This is a genomic window from Carboxylicivirga marina (assembly GCF_016612505.1).
GTDB lineage: Bacteria > Bacteroidota > Bacteroidia > Bacteroidales > Marinilabiliaceae > Carboxylicivirga > Carboxylicivirga marina.
The window spans coordinates 43,170-59,749 of record NZ_JAENRR010000032.1 but is presented as its reverse complement, the minus strand read 5'-3'; the positions used below and the strand labels follow the sequence as shown (position 1 = coordinate 59,749).

Sequence of the window (16,580 nt, the reverse complement as noted above, 5' to 3'; positions counted from 1 at the left end):
ACCCAATAGATTATTTGAAAGAAAAAAGAAACCAAAGAAGTCTTACTCTATGAATTACAAACGATTATAAAGTCATGTTAACTAAACGACATTGATACATAATGTCTCATAACTGTTCATTTTTTCATATCATCAATTAGCTACGACTTAGGATAATTGGCTGTTTGATGCATTCAAATATATCAACAATCACCATCACATGGTGGACATTCATGTTCAATAGTTAACCTGCTATGTTTATGAAGTTTAATCCAGGTCCTTTTCTACTGATGCTTTACCTATTTTCTGAGCAATGAAGCTTATTATAATCAGTTGAAAAGCATGATAAATCATAATGGGAACTAAAAACAATCCTTGGCCGGCTGCGTTCTCAAACATTACTTTTGAAAATACTGTTCCATGAACCAATGACTTTTTCGAACCACAAAAGAGTGCTGCAATCTTGTCTTCACGATTAAAGTTCAATAACCTGGAAATCAAACCAACAATACCATAGACAACAAAAAACAGAATCAGCACACCCGCTCCAATTAACAGCAAATCGCCCCAGGATATCTCATCAAACAGTCCGGTTGTAAATGATTTACTGAAACTTTTATACACGATTAATAGAATCACAGTTTTGTCAAACCACGCTAATTTCTTAAGGTGTTTTTTCACAAAAGAACCAAAGTATCTATGTAACAATAAGCCCAATACTATAGGCAACAATATCTTCAATAGCAAATCTGCAATTATCTCTGAAAAATCAAAAGCTCCATCCACACTCCAGAACAACCCCATCCACAATGGCGTTAAAAAAACACCTATCAGCCCTGATACACTGGCATTAAAAATAGCTCCTGCCACATTTCCTTTTGCCAAAACTACCATCACAACAGAAGACGAAACGGTAGAAGGCAAAGCAGCCAGAAAAAACATCGCTAACCATATAACACCTTGTTCTTCGGTTTGAATAAGCGGTTTAAAGGCAATTATTAATAACGGAAACAAAACAAAGGTTGTTAACTGTACCAGAATATGAAGGCGGTAATTACTTAACCCTTCCTTCATTTGTTTGGGACTCAGCTTTAATCCGTAAAAAAAGAAAATGAGAGTTATACCAATATCTGTCAGAAGTTCGAGGTTAAGGGCACCATTGTACACGCCTGCCTGAGGAAAAAACCAGGCTAAAACGATCATTAACATCAAACTAACGATGAATCCATCTATCTTTTTCAACATTTTCATCTTACGTAAATTAATAAACAGGCCCTGCCCTTTTGTTCGGCTAAAATACAAAAAGCCTTAAATCTTGAACTCTCCTATTTAAATTCAACAGGACTTAGTCAAAACTGAAAAACCCAATTACAAACTAATAATCCATCTTTTTTGATGATGCCGAAAGATTGTACTATTTTTGCACTCCGAAATAGGTTAAAAAACTGATAAATTAATACTTGTGAGCTCAGATTCGAGATACAACCTACGTGGCGTTTCAGCCTCAAAAGAAGACGTACATAACGCTATCAAGAACATTGATAAAGGCGTATTCCCGCAGGCATTCTGCAAGATTGTTCCTGATATACTAGGTGGTGATGATGATTATTGTAACATCATGCACGCTGATGGTGCCGGAACCAAATCTTCACTGGCCTACCTTTATTGGAAAGAAACTGGTGATGTGTCTGTTTGGAAAGGCATTGCACAGGATGCAATTATTATGAACGTTGACGACCTATTGTGTGTTGGAGCAACCGAAAACATTCTGGTTTCATCAACCATTGGTCGTAACAAGAATCTGATTCCTGGCGAAGTAATTTCAGCCATCATCAATGGAACAGATGAGTTATTAGCCGAATTGCGCGAAATGGGCATCAGCATCTACCCTACCGGTGGTGAAACAGCCGATGTAGGTGATTTAGTAAAAACCATCATCGTCGATAGTACGGTAACTTGTCGTATGAAACGCTCTGATGTTATTTCAAATCACAACATCCAACCAGGCGATGTCATAGTTGGCCTTTCGTCATCAGGACAAGCTACTTACGAAAAAGAATACAATGGTGGTATGGGAAGTAACGGTTTAACATCGGCCCGCCATGATGTATTTGCAAAATATTTAGCAGAAAAGTATCCTGAAAGCTTTGATGGCTCAGTACCTTCTGACCTGGTTTACTCAGGTAACTATAAACTAACCGATAGCGTTAAAGATTCACCGCTTGATGCTGGTAAATTGGTATTATCTCCAACCAGAACTTATGCGCCGGTTATTAAGAAAGTATTGGACGAGATGAGAAGCGATATCCACGGTATGGTTCACTGCTCAGGCGGTGCACAAACCAAAGTATTGCATTTTGTCGATAAGGTTCACATCATCAAAGACAATATGTTTGATGTTCCACCTCTTTTCAAAACCATCCACGAAGAATCAGGGACGGATTGGAAAGAGATGTACAAAGTATTTAACATGGGACATCGCTACGAAATATACCTTTCGCCTGAAAAGGCAGATAGCATAATCGAAATTGCCAAGTCATTTAATATCGATGCTCAAATCGTTGGAAGAGTTGAAGCACATGAAGGTAAGAAATTGACCATCGAAAGTGAATTTGGCACATTCGAATACTAGGCATCGTTGATGCTTTTGTGAATGATAGATTAAGACACATCTATCGATTGTTTAACGATTGTCAACAATTTAGATATGGCACAACACGATTTACTGGATAAACTCGAAGGTCTACGATTACGCTTTCTGGAGGTATCTGAACAGATTACCAATCCGGAAGTAATTGCAGATACCAAAAGATATGTAAAGCTCAACAAAGAGTACGCCGAACTTGAAAAAGTCGTAGAAGTTCGTAATGAATTCGAAAATACCCTTAAGAACATCGAATCGACCAAGGAGATGCTTAAGGAAGAGACCGACCCTGAGATGAAGGAGATGGCCAAGATGGAGTTGGACGAATTAGAAGCCAAACTTCCGGTAATGGAAGAAGAGATCAAAGTACTCTTGATTCCGGCCGATCCTCAGGATGCTAAAAATGCAGTACTTGAAATTAGAGCAGGTACAGGTGGTGACGAAGCCAGTATTTTTGCGGGCGAATTAGCTCGTTTATACACCAAATTCTGTCAGGATAAAGGGTGGCGCGTGGAAGTCACTAATAGTAACGAAGGTACATCTGGCGGATTCAAGGAAATTGTAATGAATGTGACAGGTAACGGCGTTTATGGCATTTTGAAGTATGAATCGGGTGTTCATCGTGTGCAACGTGTTCCACAAACAGAAACGCAAGGACGTGTACATACATCTGCTGCTACCGTGGCTGCACTGCCCGAAGCGGAAGAGTTTGACATCGAGCTTCGTACCGAAGACATTCGAAAAGATACATACTGTGCATCAGGACCTGGTGGCCAGTCGGTAAACACAACTTACTCGGCTATTCGACTTACGCACATTCCATCAGGCATTGTAGTAACTTGTCAGGATCAAAAATCGCAGCTAAAGAACTTAGATAAAGCGATGACTGAATTACGAACCCGCCTTTACAACCTGGAATACCAAAAGCATTTGGATGAAATTTCTTCTCAGCGTAAAACATTGGTATCATCAGGCGACCGTTCAGCTAAAATACGTACTTACAACTACCCGCAAGGACGTGTAACCGATCATCGTATTAACCTGACACTTTATAACTTGCCTGCAATAATGGATGGTGATATTCAGCAAATTATCGACAAACTAATCGTTGAAGAGAACGCTGAACGCATGAAGGCCAGCGAAATGTAAAAAATAGAAATAAGATATAAGACGCAAGACAAAAGACCGGAGACGGCGATAAATCTTAAATCTTGATACTTAATACTTGATACTTAGAAAACATGACATCACAAGAGCTTTTTGAAAACATTAAAAAGAAAAAGAGTTTTTTATGTGTTGGACTTGATACCGACATCAACAAAATTCCACGTCATTTATTAGACACAACTGACCCAATCTTTGCTTTCAACAAGCAGATTATTGATGCGACTCATGATGTAACTGTGGCTTATAAGCCTAACCTTGCTTTTTACGAAAGCCTGGGTGTGAATGGTTGGAACTCATTAGAAAAAACCGTTAACTACATCAAATACAATCACCCGGATATTTTCATTATCGCCGATGCTAAACGTGGTGATATTGGTAATACCTCAGCCATGTATGCCAAAGCATTTTTCGACCACATGGAATTTGACTCGGTAACAGTGGCGCCATATATGGGCGAAGATTCAGTAAAACCATTTCTAACACACGTTGACAAATGGGTGATTCTTTTAGCCTTAACCTCTAACAAAGGTGCTTTCGACTTCCAATTTATGGAGGAAAATAACGAGAAGCTATATGAAAAGGTGATAAAAACAAGTGCTACGTGGGGAACAGAAGAAAACCTCATGTATGTGGTTGGTGCTACCAAAGCTGAAATGTTAGCCGATATTCGTCAAATCATACCAAATCATTTCTTATTGGTACCTGGTGTGGGTGCGCAGGGCGGAAGTCTGGAAGAAGTGGCAAAAAACGGAATGAACAGCAAATGCGGATTATTAGTCAACTCGAGCCGCGGCATTATTTACGCCAGCGATGCTGAAGATTTCGCTGATAAAGCTCGCGAGAATGCCATTGTTGTTCAGCAAGACATGGCGAAACTATTAAAAGAACATGGTTTAATTTAAACCCTATCTCAAAAAATAATTGAAAGCCCGAAGCTGAATAGTTTCGGGCTTTTCTATTCAGTTGTTAATTCAACTTGCAGTTCATAACAAAAGAAATTAATTTCATAGTGCAAACCAGACCTCTATGAACGAAGAATTTCTACATTACATTTGGCAACACAAACTCTATAAGCCAGAACTTATAACCACAGATGAACAACGCATCGAGGTGATTCATCCTGGCACAAAAAATACAGATGGCGGTCCTGATTTTTTTAATGCTAAAATAAAAATTGGCAATACTCTTTGGGCTGGCAATGTCGAAATCCATTACGATGAAAAAGAATGGTATATGCATCAGCACCATCTCGATTCAGCCTACGACAATGTCATTTTACACGTTGTTCAGCAAAATGGTTCAAATACCATCAACTCAAAAAAGAGAGAAATACCAGTTTGTCAAATACAGATAAATGAAGAATTAAGGCTCAAATACCAGCAACTTCAATTTAACGAGCTATGGATTCCTTGTGAACATGACATTGCAAATGTCGATACATTTACACTTAAGCAATGGATTGAGCGCTTATTAATTGAACGCTTGGAAGAAAAAAATGAATGGATTGAGCAGCTACTAATAGAATCAAATAATAATTGGGATCAAGTATTTTTCGTTTTATTATGCCGTAGCTTCGGTTTCGGTATCAATGGTTTGCCCTTTGAGCTCATGGCTCGCCAAACGCCCTTTACAATATTACTAAAGCATGCAGACAATCCATTTCAGCTGGAAGCCATTTTATTTGGGCAAGCGGGTTTTCTGAAAAATGAACTAAAAGTCACATATTCAATCTCATTAAAGAAAGAATACGATTTCTTAAAAACAAAATACGATTTAACACCAATCAATAACCACCTTTGGAAATTCTTAAGATTACGACCAAATAACTTCCCTACCATTCGTATTGCACAATTAACAAGCGTAATCTCCAAAAGTAAAGGTCAATTTGATAAATTATTATGCATCCACGATAAAAAAACATTATTAGAGCTTTTAAATGTTGAGCCTTCAAAATATTGGAAGACACATTATCGGCTGGACATAGAGGCCTCATCGTCAAAAACAAAAAGTTTAGGAAAATCATCTCAATTACGTATAATTTACAACACAATTATACCCTACCTGTTTATATATGCAGTAAAACACAACAACGAAGAACAAAAAGAAAAAATCATTGATTATCTTTATCAGCAGCCACCAGAGAAGAATGCTATTATAGACAAATGGAAGGCAGTTGGCATCACTCCAGAAAGTGAAGCGACTGCACAATCGCTTATCCATTTAAAGAGTAAATATTGCAAACAAAAAAAGTGTTTAAGCTGCCATATTGGCCATGAAGTATTATGCAAAACGTAGAAAACACAGTATATCACGACACTATTAAAGCCCTTTTAACAGCGGGAGGCCTACTGGTGTTGACAATAGCCATAGGCTCAGGCGGCTTTATGCTTATTGAGGGCTACCGGTTTGTCGACGCTGTTTATATGACTGTCATCACCATGGCAACTGTGGGATTTCGTGAAGTTGTGCCTTTAACCGATCCAGGTAAGATTTTTACCGTTTTTCTTATTATTTTTAGCTTAGGAATTTTCGGTTACGTGATAACACAGGTAACGCGAATAATTTTCGAAGGCGTATTACATCAATCATATAAAGCTTATCAATTGAGAAAGAAGATTGTCAAATTAGAAGATCATGTAATCGTTTGCGGATTTGGTCGTAATGGCTATCAGGCATGTGTTGAATTAGCCGAACATGGCGAACAATTTGTAATCGTGGAAAAACGAGATCATGTTGTAACACGAATTGTTGAAAATCCAGAGCTATTATATGTCCAGGGTGATGCCAGTTCTGAAGAAGTACTGGATGCTGCTCAGATACGTAAAGCCAGAGCCCTTATTACAGCACTTCCCAATGACGCTGATAATATGTTTGTTGTATTAACAGCTGCCGAAATGAATCCGGCACTTAAAATCATTAGTCGTGCCAGTGACTTTAGGTCAGACACTAAATTACGTCGTGCAGGTGCCACCAATGTAATAATGCCCGATAGAATTGGAGGCCAGAGAATGGCCAAGCTGGTTACACAACCCGATGTTGTTGAGTTCATTGAATACATCTTATTACAACGCTCAAAAGATGTGCAACTTATGGAAATCGACTGTAACAAATTAGCTGTTGAAAACAATAAGAAAACCATACGTGAATTGAGGTTACGCGAAAAGTCAGGTGCCAATCTGGTGGGAATTAAAACCGGCGAAGGTGCATATTTATTTAATCCTTCGCCTGACATTGAAATTACACCAGCCGATAAATTATTTGTCCTTGGCTCTCCGAATCAAATTGAGCAGTTCGAACAAATATTAAGTGGATCTGAACATTCAGTAAATAGCACATCTAGTATAGGTTAGATACCTGAACAGAGTATCTTTAACAGACATCACACTCTATAAACAATAACCTTTTCAAGCAAAAAGAGTATATAAAAAATGGCGTTAACTTTAAATATTTGTTAATCACTGTTAATTTTTGGTTCGCTTTTTGATATAAGTTTCGTCGTAATATAATTTTGGAAACCCAAATACTTATAAATTATGAATACTAGAAGAATTTTAGGAGCAGTAGTTTTAACACTTACAGTTCTAGTTGGTTTTAACAGCTGTAAGTCGAAAGAAAAAGTAGCCACTAACAGCGAAGTAGGTCAGATTTTAGAAGACATGCCATGTGAAGACAAAGGGCGTTCAGATAAAAACTATTTTCGTGCCAGCGCAATGGCGACCAGCTCAGACCTTAGTTTAGCCGAGGAGAAAGCCTTATTAAATGCCAAACAACGATTGGTGACTTTAATTAGCTCCAATACCAAATCAGTAACTGATCGCTATGTAAATGAAAGAGAATTTGGCGAAGGTTCTGAGTTTGAAGCTAAATTTGAAAACTTAACCAGAGAAGTGGCTGACGAAACAATCTCTAATGTAGTGGTAGCGTGTCAAAAGAAAAGTGTGCTTCCTAATGGTAAGTACAGAGGTTTTGTAGCTGTTGAAGTCAGTAAAGATGACATCTTAAATGGCATTAACAATAAACTTACAAACAACCAAAAGCTTCAGGTTGATTACGACAAAGCTAAATTTGAAGAAATCTTCAATCAGGAAATGCAAAAAATGGCTGAAGAACGTGGGTTCTAAAACCATAATACAATAAGCAAAATCAAAACAGAGTGCACTCTGATACTTAGTTTTGACAAAGAAATTTGACAGGTTAACGATAGCTAGCCTGTCTTTTTTGTAAAAAACTAATATTCATCTATTTGCTACAAACAAATTATTACCTATCTTTGCGCTCGCTAAAATATATTTAAATAGAGTATTATGTACTTAACAGCAGAAAAAAAGCAAGAGATCTTCGAGAAGTACGGAAAGTCGAATACTGATACTGGTTCAACTGAGGGCCAGATTGCATTATTTTCATACCGTATTGCTCATTTGACTGAACACTTAAAGTCAAATCGTAAAGATTATAGCACGCAGCACGCATTAATTAAGTTAGTAGGTAAGCGTCGTAGCTTACTTGACTACTTAAAGAAAAAAGATATCGTAAGATATCGTTCATTAATTGCTGAACTTGGAATCCGTAAGTAAGCAACTGCGAAAAAATTTAGAAGGCAACTATCATATGGTAGTTGCCTTCTTTTTTTTACACCTATTAAACACTCCCCTTTAAAGCACTCATTTTGCTTAAATTATTGAGTGTAAACTAAAACATTCCCCCTCTTTTTTATCGTAATCAAAGTTTAATACATATCTTTGGCTGTGATAATAGAAGGATAAAAAAAGATAAGAAAATTGTCATGATTAAACCATTAGAAAAAGTTATTGAACTAGGTGATGGCAGAACAATTACCATTGAAACTGGTAAATTAGCTAAACAAGCTGACGGCTCGGTAGTCGTTAAAATGGGTGATACCTATTTATTAGCAGCAGTTACTTCTGCAAAGGATGCAAAGCCTGATGTAGATTTTATGCCGCTAACTGTTGAATACAAGGAAAAATATGCTGCTGTAGGGCGTTTCCCTGGAGGTTTCCAGAAAAGAGAGGCTCGTCCATCAGATTATGAAATATTAGTATCGCGTTTAATTGATCGCGCATTACGACCTCTTTTCCCAGAGGATTATCATGCTGACACATTTGTTACTGTTAACTTAATTTCAGCTGACAGCGAAATTGCACCAGATGCATTGGCAGGATTAGCTGCTTCAGCTGCATTGGCTGTTTCAGACATTCCGTTTAACGGTCCTATCTCTGAGTGTCGCGTTGCTCGTATTAACGGAGAGATGAAAGTCAACCCAACCATTAGTGAAATGGCTGACGCAGACATGGATATTATTGTTGCCGCTACACTTGATAACATCATGATGGTAGAAGGTGAAATGTCTGAAGTATCAGAAGCTGACCTATTGGAAGGTATGAAAGTGGCGCACGAGGCTATTAAAGTTCAGTGTCAGGCACAAATCGAAATGATGGAAGCTCTTGGTAAAACTGAGAAGCGCGAATACTGTCATGAAGAAAACGATGAAGAGTTACGTGAGAAAGTTTGGAAAGCAACTTATGACAAAGCCTACGAAGTAGCCAAGTCAGCTAACCCAAACAAGCACGAGCGCATTGATGGATTCGGTGCTATCTGTGAAGAATTTATTGCAGATAACTATAACGCTGAGGAAGATGAGATCCCAACAGGATTAATCAAAAAATATTACCACGACGTTGAAAAAGAAGCCGTACGTAAAGTTGTTTTAGAAGAGAAGGTTCGTTTAGATGGTCGTAAGACTGACGAAATCAGACCTATCTGGAGTGAAATTGACTATTTACCAGGACCTCACGGTTCAGCGGTATTTACACGTGGTGAAACTCAGTCATTAACAACGGTGACTTTAGGTACTAAAATGGATGAGAAATTAGTTGATGATGTTATGAACAAAAGCTACGACCGCTTCTTGTTACATTACAACTTCCCTCCATTTTCAACTGGCGACGCACGACCTGCTCGTGGTATCAGCCGACGTGAAATTGGCCATGGTAACTTGGCTTACCGTGCACTTAAGCGCATGATGCCAGAAGAATATCCTTATACCGTTCGTATTGTATCGGATATACTTGAATCAAATGGTTCTTCATCAATGGCTACAGTTTGTGCCGGTACATTAGCTCTAATGGACGCTGGTGTTCCTGTGAAAAAGCCTGTTTCTGGTATTGCAATGGGATTAATCACTGATACTGAATCAGGTAAATTTGCTGTACTTTCAGATATCCTTGGTGATGAAGATCACTTAGGTGATATGGATTTTAAAGTAACTGGTACTCGCGAAGGTATTACCGCTACTCAAATGGACATTAAGGTAGATGGTTTATCATACGAAGTTTTAGAGCAAGCATTAAACCAGGCGAAAGCAGGTAGAATGCATATCCTTGACAAACTTGAGGAAACAATTACCGAACCACGCGAAGATTACAAACCACATGCACCACGTATTGTCAGCATGGACATTCCTAAGGACATGATTGGTTCAGTAATCGGCCCTGGTGGTAAAATCATTCAGGAAATTCAGGCAACAACCGAAACTGTTATTACCATTGAAGAAGATGGAGATGTTGGGCACGTTGCTATTTCAGCTTCTAATAAAGAATCAATTGATGCAGCTGTTGCAAAGGTTAAAGCAATTGTTGCCGTACCAGAAGTAGGAGAAGTTTATCGCGGTAAAGTAAAATCAATTGTTCCTTTTGGAGCATTTGTAGAAATTTTACCAGGTAAAGATGGATTACTTCATATCTCTGAAATTGAATGGAGACGCCTTGAAAAAGTAGAAGATGCTCTTAAAGAAGGTGAAGAAGTTGAAGTAAAACTTATTGAGGTAGACCAGCGTTCTGGCAAACTAAAACTTTCTCGTAAAGTATTATTACCTAAGCCTGAACGTAAGGAAAGACCAAAGAAAGACTAACAATTAACGTTCAATAATAAGAGGTCGACTCATTGAGTCGACCTTTTTTGATCTTATTATTCTTTCTATCTTTTGAAGCATAAAACATCAGCAATGAAGCAGCAAGAAGCATTTGATATCCTTAACAGTCAGCTCAGTGACGTATCAAAATCTCAAATTCGCTCAATGAGCCTTGAGGTTCTCCCAAGGTTAATCAACACCTTACATGAGAACAGCAACAACTGCCCATCATGTAAAAAACACGAGCAACAAGGCGATAACTATGTAAATGACATCAGGCCACTCTTTGAGCAAGATATTAGATTCATCAAGGAGTTTGAACGATGGGTCGACTCGTCCAAAAAGCACTTAAAAGCCACTCACAAGCAACATCCCCGAGGTCAAATATCTTCAACCTATACTACCATTGGTATGGCTATTGGAACATTCATTGCTTTTTTAATAAGTTACTTCATTAACAATAACAATATTCTGGGTGGCTTAAGTATTGGATGGGCCATTGGCATGTTGTTCGGGTACTCGATAGGTAAACTAAAAGAAAAAAAGCTTGGACAATTAAATAAGCTCTATTAAATCAATTCCTATAATGATAACTGTGTGAAAACATGAATAGTCATTACTTCCATGGAATTATGACTAAAGTATAGCCAACACAATTTGACAAAATTGGTAATTAAACAATATTAACGACATGTTTTTCATGATTAAAGGTCAAATATTGTGTTATTTAATTATCTTTAGTCGAATAATACATCATTTATTGTTATTCTGTATTCAAATTTTTAAAAACATTTTTAATTTTGCAGGAAACACTGTAGATTAAAGTCAAAAACAAATAATTGGGTAAACATTATGAAAAGAATTAGAATTTCTCTAATTGCATCTCTAGCCGTAGCAGCTTTGTTAGCTAGCTGTTCAGGTTTAGACAAAATGAACAAAGGTGCTAAGGACGTTAGTTATTCAGTCAATCCTCCAGTATTAGAAGCACACGCTGGACAAGTAGATCTTGATGTGACTGTTCAGTTCCCTGAAAAATACTTCGATAAAAATGTAAGCATTGAAGCGACTCCTGTATTGGTATACGAAGGAGGCGAAACTGCTTTCCCTTCTTATCGCGTGCAAGGTGAAAATGTTGATGGTAATGATAAAGTAATTTCAAACGCTACAGGTGGTACATTCACTTATAGCAACTCAGTACCTTACAACGAAAACATGCGTGTTTCTGATTTAGTTGTTCGTATTAAAGCAACTAAAAAAGGTACAACGAAAGAATTCGACGATTACAAAATTGCTGATGGTGTAATTTCTACATCTGAATTAGTGGCTGACCAAGGTGCTCAGTCTGCTATAGGTGAAGATGCTTTCCAACGCATCATTGCTCAAGCTAAAACAGCTGACCTTTTCTTCTTAATTCAGCAGACTAACATTCGTGGTTCTGAACTAAGAAAAGAAGATGTTGCTGCTTTAAAAGAGTGGATGAAAGAAATTGAAGCTACTGAAAATGTAAACTTCAAAGGTGTTGACATTACTGCTTATGCTTCTCCTGACGGACCAGCTGACTTAAACAGCAAATTAGCAACTCGTCGTGAAAAAGTAGCAAAAGACTACCTATCTCGCGAAATGAAAAAAGCTAAAGTTGAAGGTGGTACTGATGATGCCATGTACACTTTAAAAAATACTCCTGAAGACTGGGAAGGTTTCCAGGAATTGATGGCTAACTCTGACGTACAGGACAAAGAGCTTATCTTACGTGTACTTTCTATGTATAGCGATCCTGAAGTACGTGAGCGTGAAATCAGAAATATGTCTGAAACTTTCAGTGTAATTGCTGATGAGATTCTACCTAAACTACGTCGTTCACAAATGGCTATCAATGCTGAGGTAATTGGTAAAACAGACGAGGAAATTAAAGAATTAGCTGCTAACAACCCAAGTGAGTTGAACCTAGAAGAAATTCTTTATGCCGCTACTTTAACTGAAGATTTAGATGAGCAGTTAACAATTTACAAAGCTGCTTCTTCTAACCACACTCAGTGCTGGAGAGCACAAAACAACATCGGTTGTGTATTATATGCAAAAGGTGATATAGCTGGTGCTAAAGCTGCATTTGAAAAAGCTAATGGTCTTAAAGATGGTGTAGCTGAGGTAAACAACAACTTAGGTGTTATCGCCCTTCGCGAAGGTGATGTAGCTAAAGCTGAAGAATTCTTTGGTGCTGCTGCTGGTGCTGGTGCTGAGTTGGACAATAACTTAGGTATTGTTTCTATCCACAAAGGTGATTACGATGCTGCTATCCGTTACTTCGGAAACAGCACTAACTGTAATGCTGCTCTAGCTAAAATCTTAGCTACTAAATATGATGCTGCATTATCAACAATTAACGCTAACACAATGGAAGTAGGATTCAAATACTACTTAAAAGCGATTGTTGGAGCAAGAACTGCTGAGAATGACATGATGTTTGACAGTTTACGTAAAGCTTGTGAGCTTGATGCTAAATTCAAAGCTGCTGCTACTTCAGATATGGAATTTGCTAAATTCTTCGAAGATGCAACTTTCAAGTCTATCGTTCAGTAATTGATATTACAATATATAAAAAGGGTGAATCGTCAGATTCACCCTTTTTATATATTGTAATATCAATTAATATTAATGGTTTATTTTCCTGAATATTTCCCATAAAGCGATACCGGCACTTACCGAGACATTAAAAGAGTGCTTAGTGCCATACTGTGGAATCTCAAGGCAAACATCACTCACATCAATCACTTTCTGTTGAACTCCCTTTACTTCATTTCCCAGCACTAACGCAATCTTCTGTCCTTCACCAGGACTAAAATCAAGTAGTGAAGTACTATTTTCAACCTGCTCTAAACTACAAATCAGCCATCCTTCATCTTTTAAATGAGCAATGGCATCCTCCGTTTTTGCAACATACGACCAATCGACAGCATCTTCTGCTCCCAAAGCCGTTTTATGAATTTCTTTATTAGGAGGACATGCTGTTATACCACACAATACAATCTTCTCCACTTTTAAAGCGTCAGATGTTCTAAAAACTGAGCCAACGTTATTTAGACTTCGAATATTATCCATCACAACAGTGATGGGCACTTTAGCACTATTCTTAAACTCTTCTACTGTTAAACGATTAAGCTCGCTCGTTCTTAATTTTCTCATTCACGATAATTTTGACAACAAAAATAGCACTATTCCTGTTTTTATAGATAATTAATTAATAATCGTACCCTTTATTGGAATACTAAATCCCTATTGAATATGAATATACACGAATATCAAGGCAAAGAAATACTCAAATCATTTGGCGTTGCTATACAAGAAGGCATTGTTGCCGAAACTCCTGAAAAGGCTATTGATGCTGCTCAAAAGCTTAAGGACGAAACCGGCACTGGCTGGTGGGTTGTAAAGGCACAGATTCATGCAGGTGGTCGAGGTAAAGGTGGCGGTGTTAAGTTAGCTAAAACATTGACTGAAGTAAAAGAACGTGCCTCCGATATAATTGGCATGAACCTGATTACACACCAAACAGGTCCTGAAGGTAAATTAGTTAGCAAAGTTTTAATTGCACAAGACGTCTATTACCCTGGCGAAAGTGAAACCAGCGAATATTACATGAGTGTATTGCTTAATCGTGAGACTGGCAAAAACATTATTATGTACTCAACTGAAGGTGGCATGGACATAGAAGATGTGGCCGAAAAAACACCTCATTTGATTCATAAAGAAGAAGTAGATCCTGGTGTTGGACTTCAGGGATTTCAAGCTCGCAAAATAGCTTTTAATTTAGGTTTATCCGGTAAGGCTTTTAAAGAGATGACGAAGTTCGTTTCTGCATTGTACAAAGCATACGTCTCAACGGATTCATCCATGTTTGAGATTAATCCGGTATTGAAGACGTCGGATAACAAGATATTAGCTGTTGATGCCAAAGTTAATTTGGATGACAATGCCTTGTTCCGCCATTCAAACTATGCGGCTATGAGAGATTTAAGCGAAGAAGATCCGGCTGAAACCGAAGCTGCCAAGAGCAACCTTAACTTTGTAAAGCTAGACGGTAATGTTGGATGTATGGTAAACGGTGCCGGACTTGCAATGGCAACTATGGATATTATTAAACTATCTGGTGGCGAACCAGCAAACTTCCTTGATGTTGGTGGAGGTGCCAATGCAGCTACTGTTGAAGCCGGTCTTAAAATCATACTCAACGACCAGAATGTGAAAGCAATTTTGATTAATATCTTTGGAGGTATTGTTCGTTGTGATCGTGTGGCAAATGGTGTTGTCGAAGCCTATAAGAACATTGGAGAAATTAAAATTCCAATCATCGTTCGATTACAAGGGACTAACGCTGAAGGTGGAAAGAAAATTATTGATGAATCTGGCTTAAAGGTATTTTCAGCCATCACATTGAAAGAAGCATCTGACCTTGTTCAGCAAATTGTAAACTAACAGAATAGCAAATATTAAAAAGAGGGATTGCTCATGATGAACAATCCCTCTTTTTGTATTATGCTAATTTTGTTACTACCATTTTACAGGCTTACGTCGCACAGGCATACTCATACAACGCGCTCCTCCTCCTCCACGAGAAAGCTCTGACCCACCAATTGTAACAACATATTTTTCATAGTCCGATAAATCAATCTGACCACTGATTACATCATTCGCTTTGATTATCTCAAAACCATTTTTATTCATCTCTTCCATGGTATAAACATTGCGAGCATATCCTAGCACCTTGCCAGGCCCCATGGCAAAAAAGTTAGCCCCACTGTGCCACTGCTCACGCTCTTGTGTCCAAATATCACTTGAACCACCACAACATATTGGTTTCATATCCATGCCTAAATCTTTTAAGCATGTCACAAGATTCTCCTTTTTTGTAATCGACTCCACCTCACCGTTATCTACGGCAATCAGAATGGTACTGTATCGACTGTCCTTCATAATTAAAGGCTCATACACCATACACGCATCTTTATCCAAGAAGGTAAATACCATATCAAGATGAATAAATGACTCAGGCGTATCAGGCAGTTGTTGTACAACTACATGATGGCGTTTATTCTTCTGCTTTAACTGGTTAATGATAAAATCAATACCTTGAGATGAGGTACGTGCACTACTACCAATTACCAAAATATCTTCTCTCGCAATCTGTACATCTCCACCTTCTATCATCGTTTCGGCCCCAACATTATAGAAGTTAAGCGGATTTACCGTTTGTGTTTTAAAACGAGCAGAATGATTAAAGATCGCTTCCATCACAATGGCTTCTCGCTCACGCACTTTATTGGCCATTTTGGAAATTAATACCTGGTCGTACATCGTCACACTGGCATCACGTGTAAAAAAGAAGTTATGCAAGGGACGTAACGAATACCTGTCATCTGTCAAAAAGGTCGTTAATGAGTCTTTCTTCAGATTTACACCCTCTATAAGCTGACGGGCTAATTCATGAGTAGGTAGCTCAAGCAAATCCTCTTTGATATTTAGAACCTGTTCGTAGGTACAGATTTTTTCAATCAGACTCAGTTTGATCTTTGGCTGCTCAAGAATCTCGGCCAACAAGTCTTTTACCTGAAAGGTTTGAGTCACTTTTTCAAGCACCCCAGAAAACTGTTTATATTCGTCGACAGCAACTGACAGGTTTAATATATCGCTGTACAAGGCACGCTCTGCATTAGAGGGCGTCATGTTCTCCACTTCTTTGCCCGGCGTGTGCAATATTACACCTTCCAACTCTCCTATTTCGGAGAACACACCAGTATCAATGGTCTTAATCATGGACAAAATGGTTTAATTTATTTGGTTTCTTCTTCGTCGCAAATTTAAAAACCA

14 protein-coding genes are annotated in these 16,580 nt (G+C 38.1%); 11 read left to right on the top strand and 3 right to left on the bottom strand.

Annotated elements, in window-relative coordinates; all coding sequences use genetic code 11:
• Positions 1-246: 246 nt before the first annotated feature.
• Positions 247-1,230, bottom strand: a complete 984-nt coding sequence (locus tag JIV24_RS13665) for a bile acid:sodium symporter family protein (protein WP_200465614.1) — start codon at positions 1,228-1,230, stop codon at positions 247-249.
• Positions 1,231-1,441: 211 nt separating this feature from the next.
• Here JIV24_RS13665 and JIV24_RS13660 point away from each other — a divergent pair, with 211 nt between their 5' ends.
• From JIV24_RS13660 to JIV24_RS13615, 10 genes are all read left to right on the top strand, one after another.
• The gene (locus tag JIV24_RS13660; protein ID WP_200465613.1) at positions 1,442-2,611 is read left to right on the top strand and encodes an AIR synthase related protein; all 1,170 of its coding nucleotides are present in this window, start codon (positions 1,442-1,444) and stop codon (positions 2,609-2,611) included.
• Between the two features lie 75 nt (positions 2,612-2,686).
• Entirely contained in the window at positions 2,687-3,772 is a 1,086-nt protein-coding gene (gene prfA, locus JIV24_RS13655; protein WP_200465612.1) for a peptide chain release factor 1, read from the top strand.
• 92 nt (positions 3,773-3,864) lie between these two features.
• Positions 3,865-4,692, top strand: coding sequence for an orotidine-5'-phosphate decarboxylase (gene pyrF / locus JIV24_RS13650; RefSeq protein ID WP_200465611.1), 828 nt, complete (start codon positions 3,865-3,867; stop codon positions 4,690-4,692).
• Between the two features lie 124 nt (positions 4,693-4,816).
• Entirely contained in the window at positions 4,817-6,085 is a 1,269-nt protein-coding gene (locus tag JIV24_RS13645) for a DUF2851 family protein (RefSeq protein ID WP_200465610.1), read from the top strand.
• Positions 6,073-7,140 carry a potassium channel family protein gene (locus tag JIV24_RS13640; RefSeq protein WP_200465609.1) on the top strand — a complete coding sequence of 356 codons (1,068 nt, stop codon included), beginning with the start codon at positions 6,073-6,075 and terminating at the stop codon, positions 7,138-7,140. Before JIV24_RS13645 ends, JIV24_RS13640 begins: the two co-directional genes overlap by 13 nt.
• A gap of 183 nt (positions 7,141-7,323) precedes the next feature.
• On the top strand, positions 7,324-7,911 hold the full coding sequence (locus tag JIV24_RS13635; RefSeq protein ID WP_200465608.1) for a hypothetical protein: 588 nt from the start codon (positions 7,324-7,326) through the stop codon (positions 7,909-7,911).
• 183 nt (positions 7,912-8,094) lie between these two features.
• Complete coding sequence (gene rpsO, locus JIV24_RS13630; RefSeq protein WP_200465607.1) at positions 8,095-8,364, top strand: 30S ribosomal protein S15; 270 nt, start codon at positions 8,095-8,097, stop codon at positions 8,362-8,364.
• Positions 8,365-8,573: 209 nt separating this feature from the next.
• Entirely contained in the window at positions 8,574-10,718 is a 2,145-nt protein-coding gene (gene pnp, locus JIV24_RS13625; RefSeq protein ID WP_200465606.1) for a polyribonucleotide nucleotidyltransferase, read from the top strand.
• Between the two features lie 93 nt (positions 10,719-10,811).
• Complete coding sequence (locus JIV24_RS13620) at positions 10,812-11,291, top strand: hypothetical protein (RefSeq protein ID WP_200465605.1); 480 nt, start codon at positions 10,812-10,814, stop codon at positions 11,289-11,291.
• A 279-nt stretch (positions 11,292-11,570) separates the two neighbouring features.
• Positions 11,571-13,295, top strand: a complete 1,725-nt coding sequence (locus JIV24_RS13615) for a tetratricopeptide repeat protein (protein ID WP_200465604.1) — start codon at positions 11,571-11,573, stop codon at positions 13,293-13,295.
• Positions 13,296-13,367: 72 nt separating this feature from the next.
• On the opposite strand, the gene JIV24_RS13610 is transcribed toward JIV24_RS13615, so the two are convergent.
• A complete protein-coding gene (locus tag JIV24_RS13610; protein ID WP_200465603.1) occupies positions 13,368-13,898 on the bottom strand; it encodes an RNA methyltransferase in 531 nt (176 codons plus the stop codon).
• 99 nt (positions 13,899-13,997) lie between these two features.
• Between JIV24_RS13610 and sucC the strand changes: the two genes are divergently transcribed.
• Positions 13,998-15,188, top strand: coding sequence for an ADP-forming succinate--CoA ligase subunit beta (sucC, locus tag JIV24_RS13605; protein WP_200465602.1), 1,191 nt, complete (start codon positions 13,998-14,000; stop codon positions 15,186-15,188).
• A gap of 75 nt (positions 15,189-15,263) precedes the next feature.
• On the opposite strand, the gene JIV24_RS13600 is transcribed toward sucC, so the two are convergent.
• Positions 15,264-16,526, bottom strand: a complete 1,263-nt coding sequence (locus JIV24_RS13600; protein ID WP_200465601.1) for an arginine deiminase — start codon at positions 16,524-16,526, stop codon at positions 15,264-15,266.
• Positions 16,527-16,580: the final 54 nt, after the last annotated feature.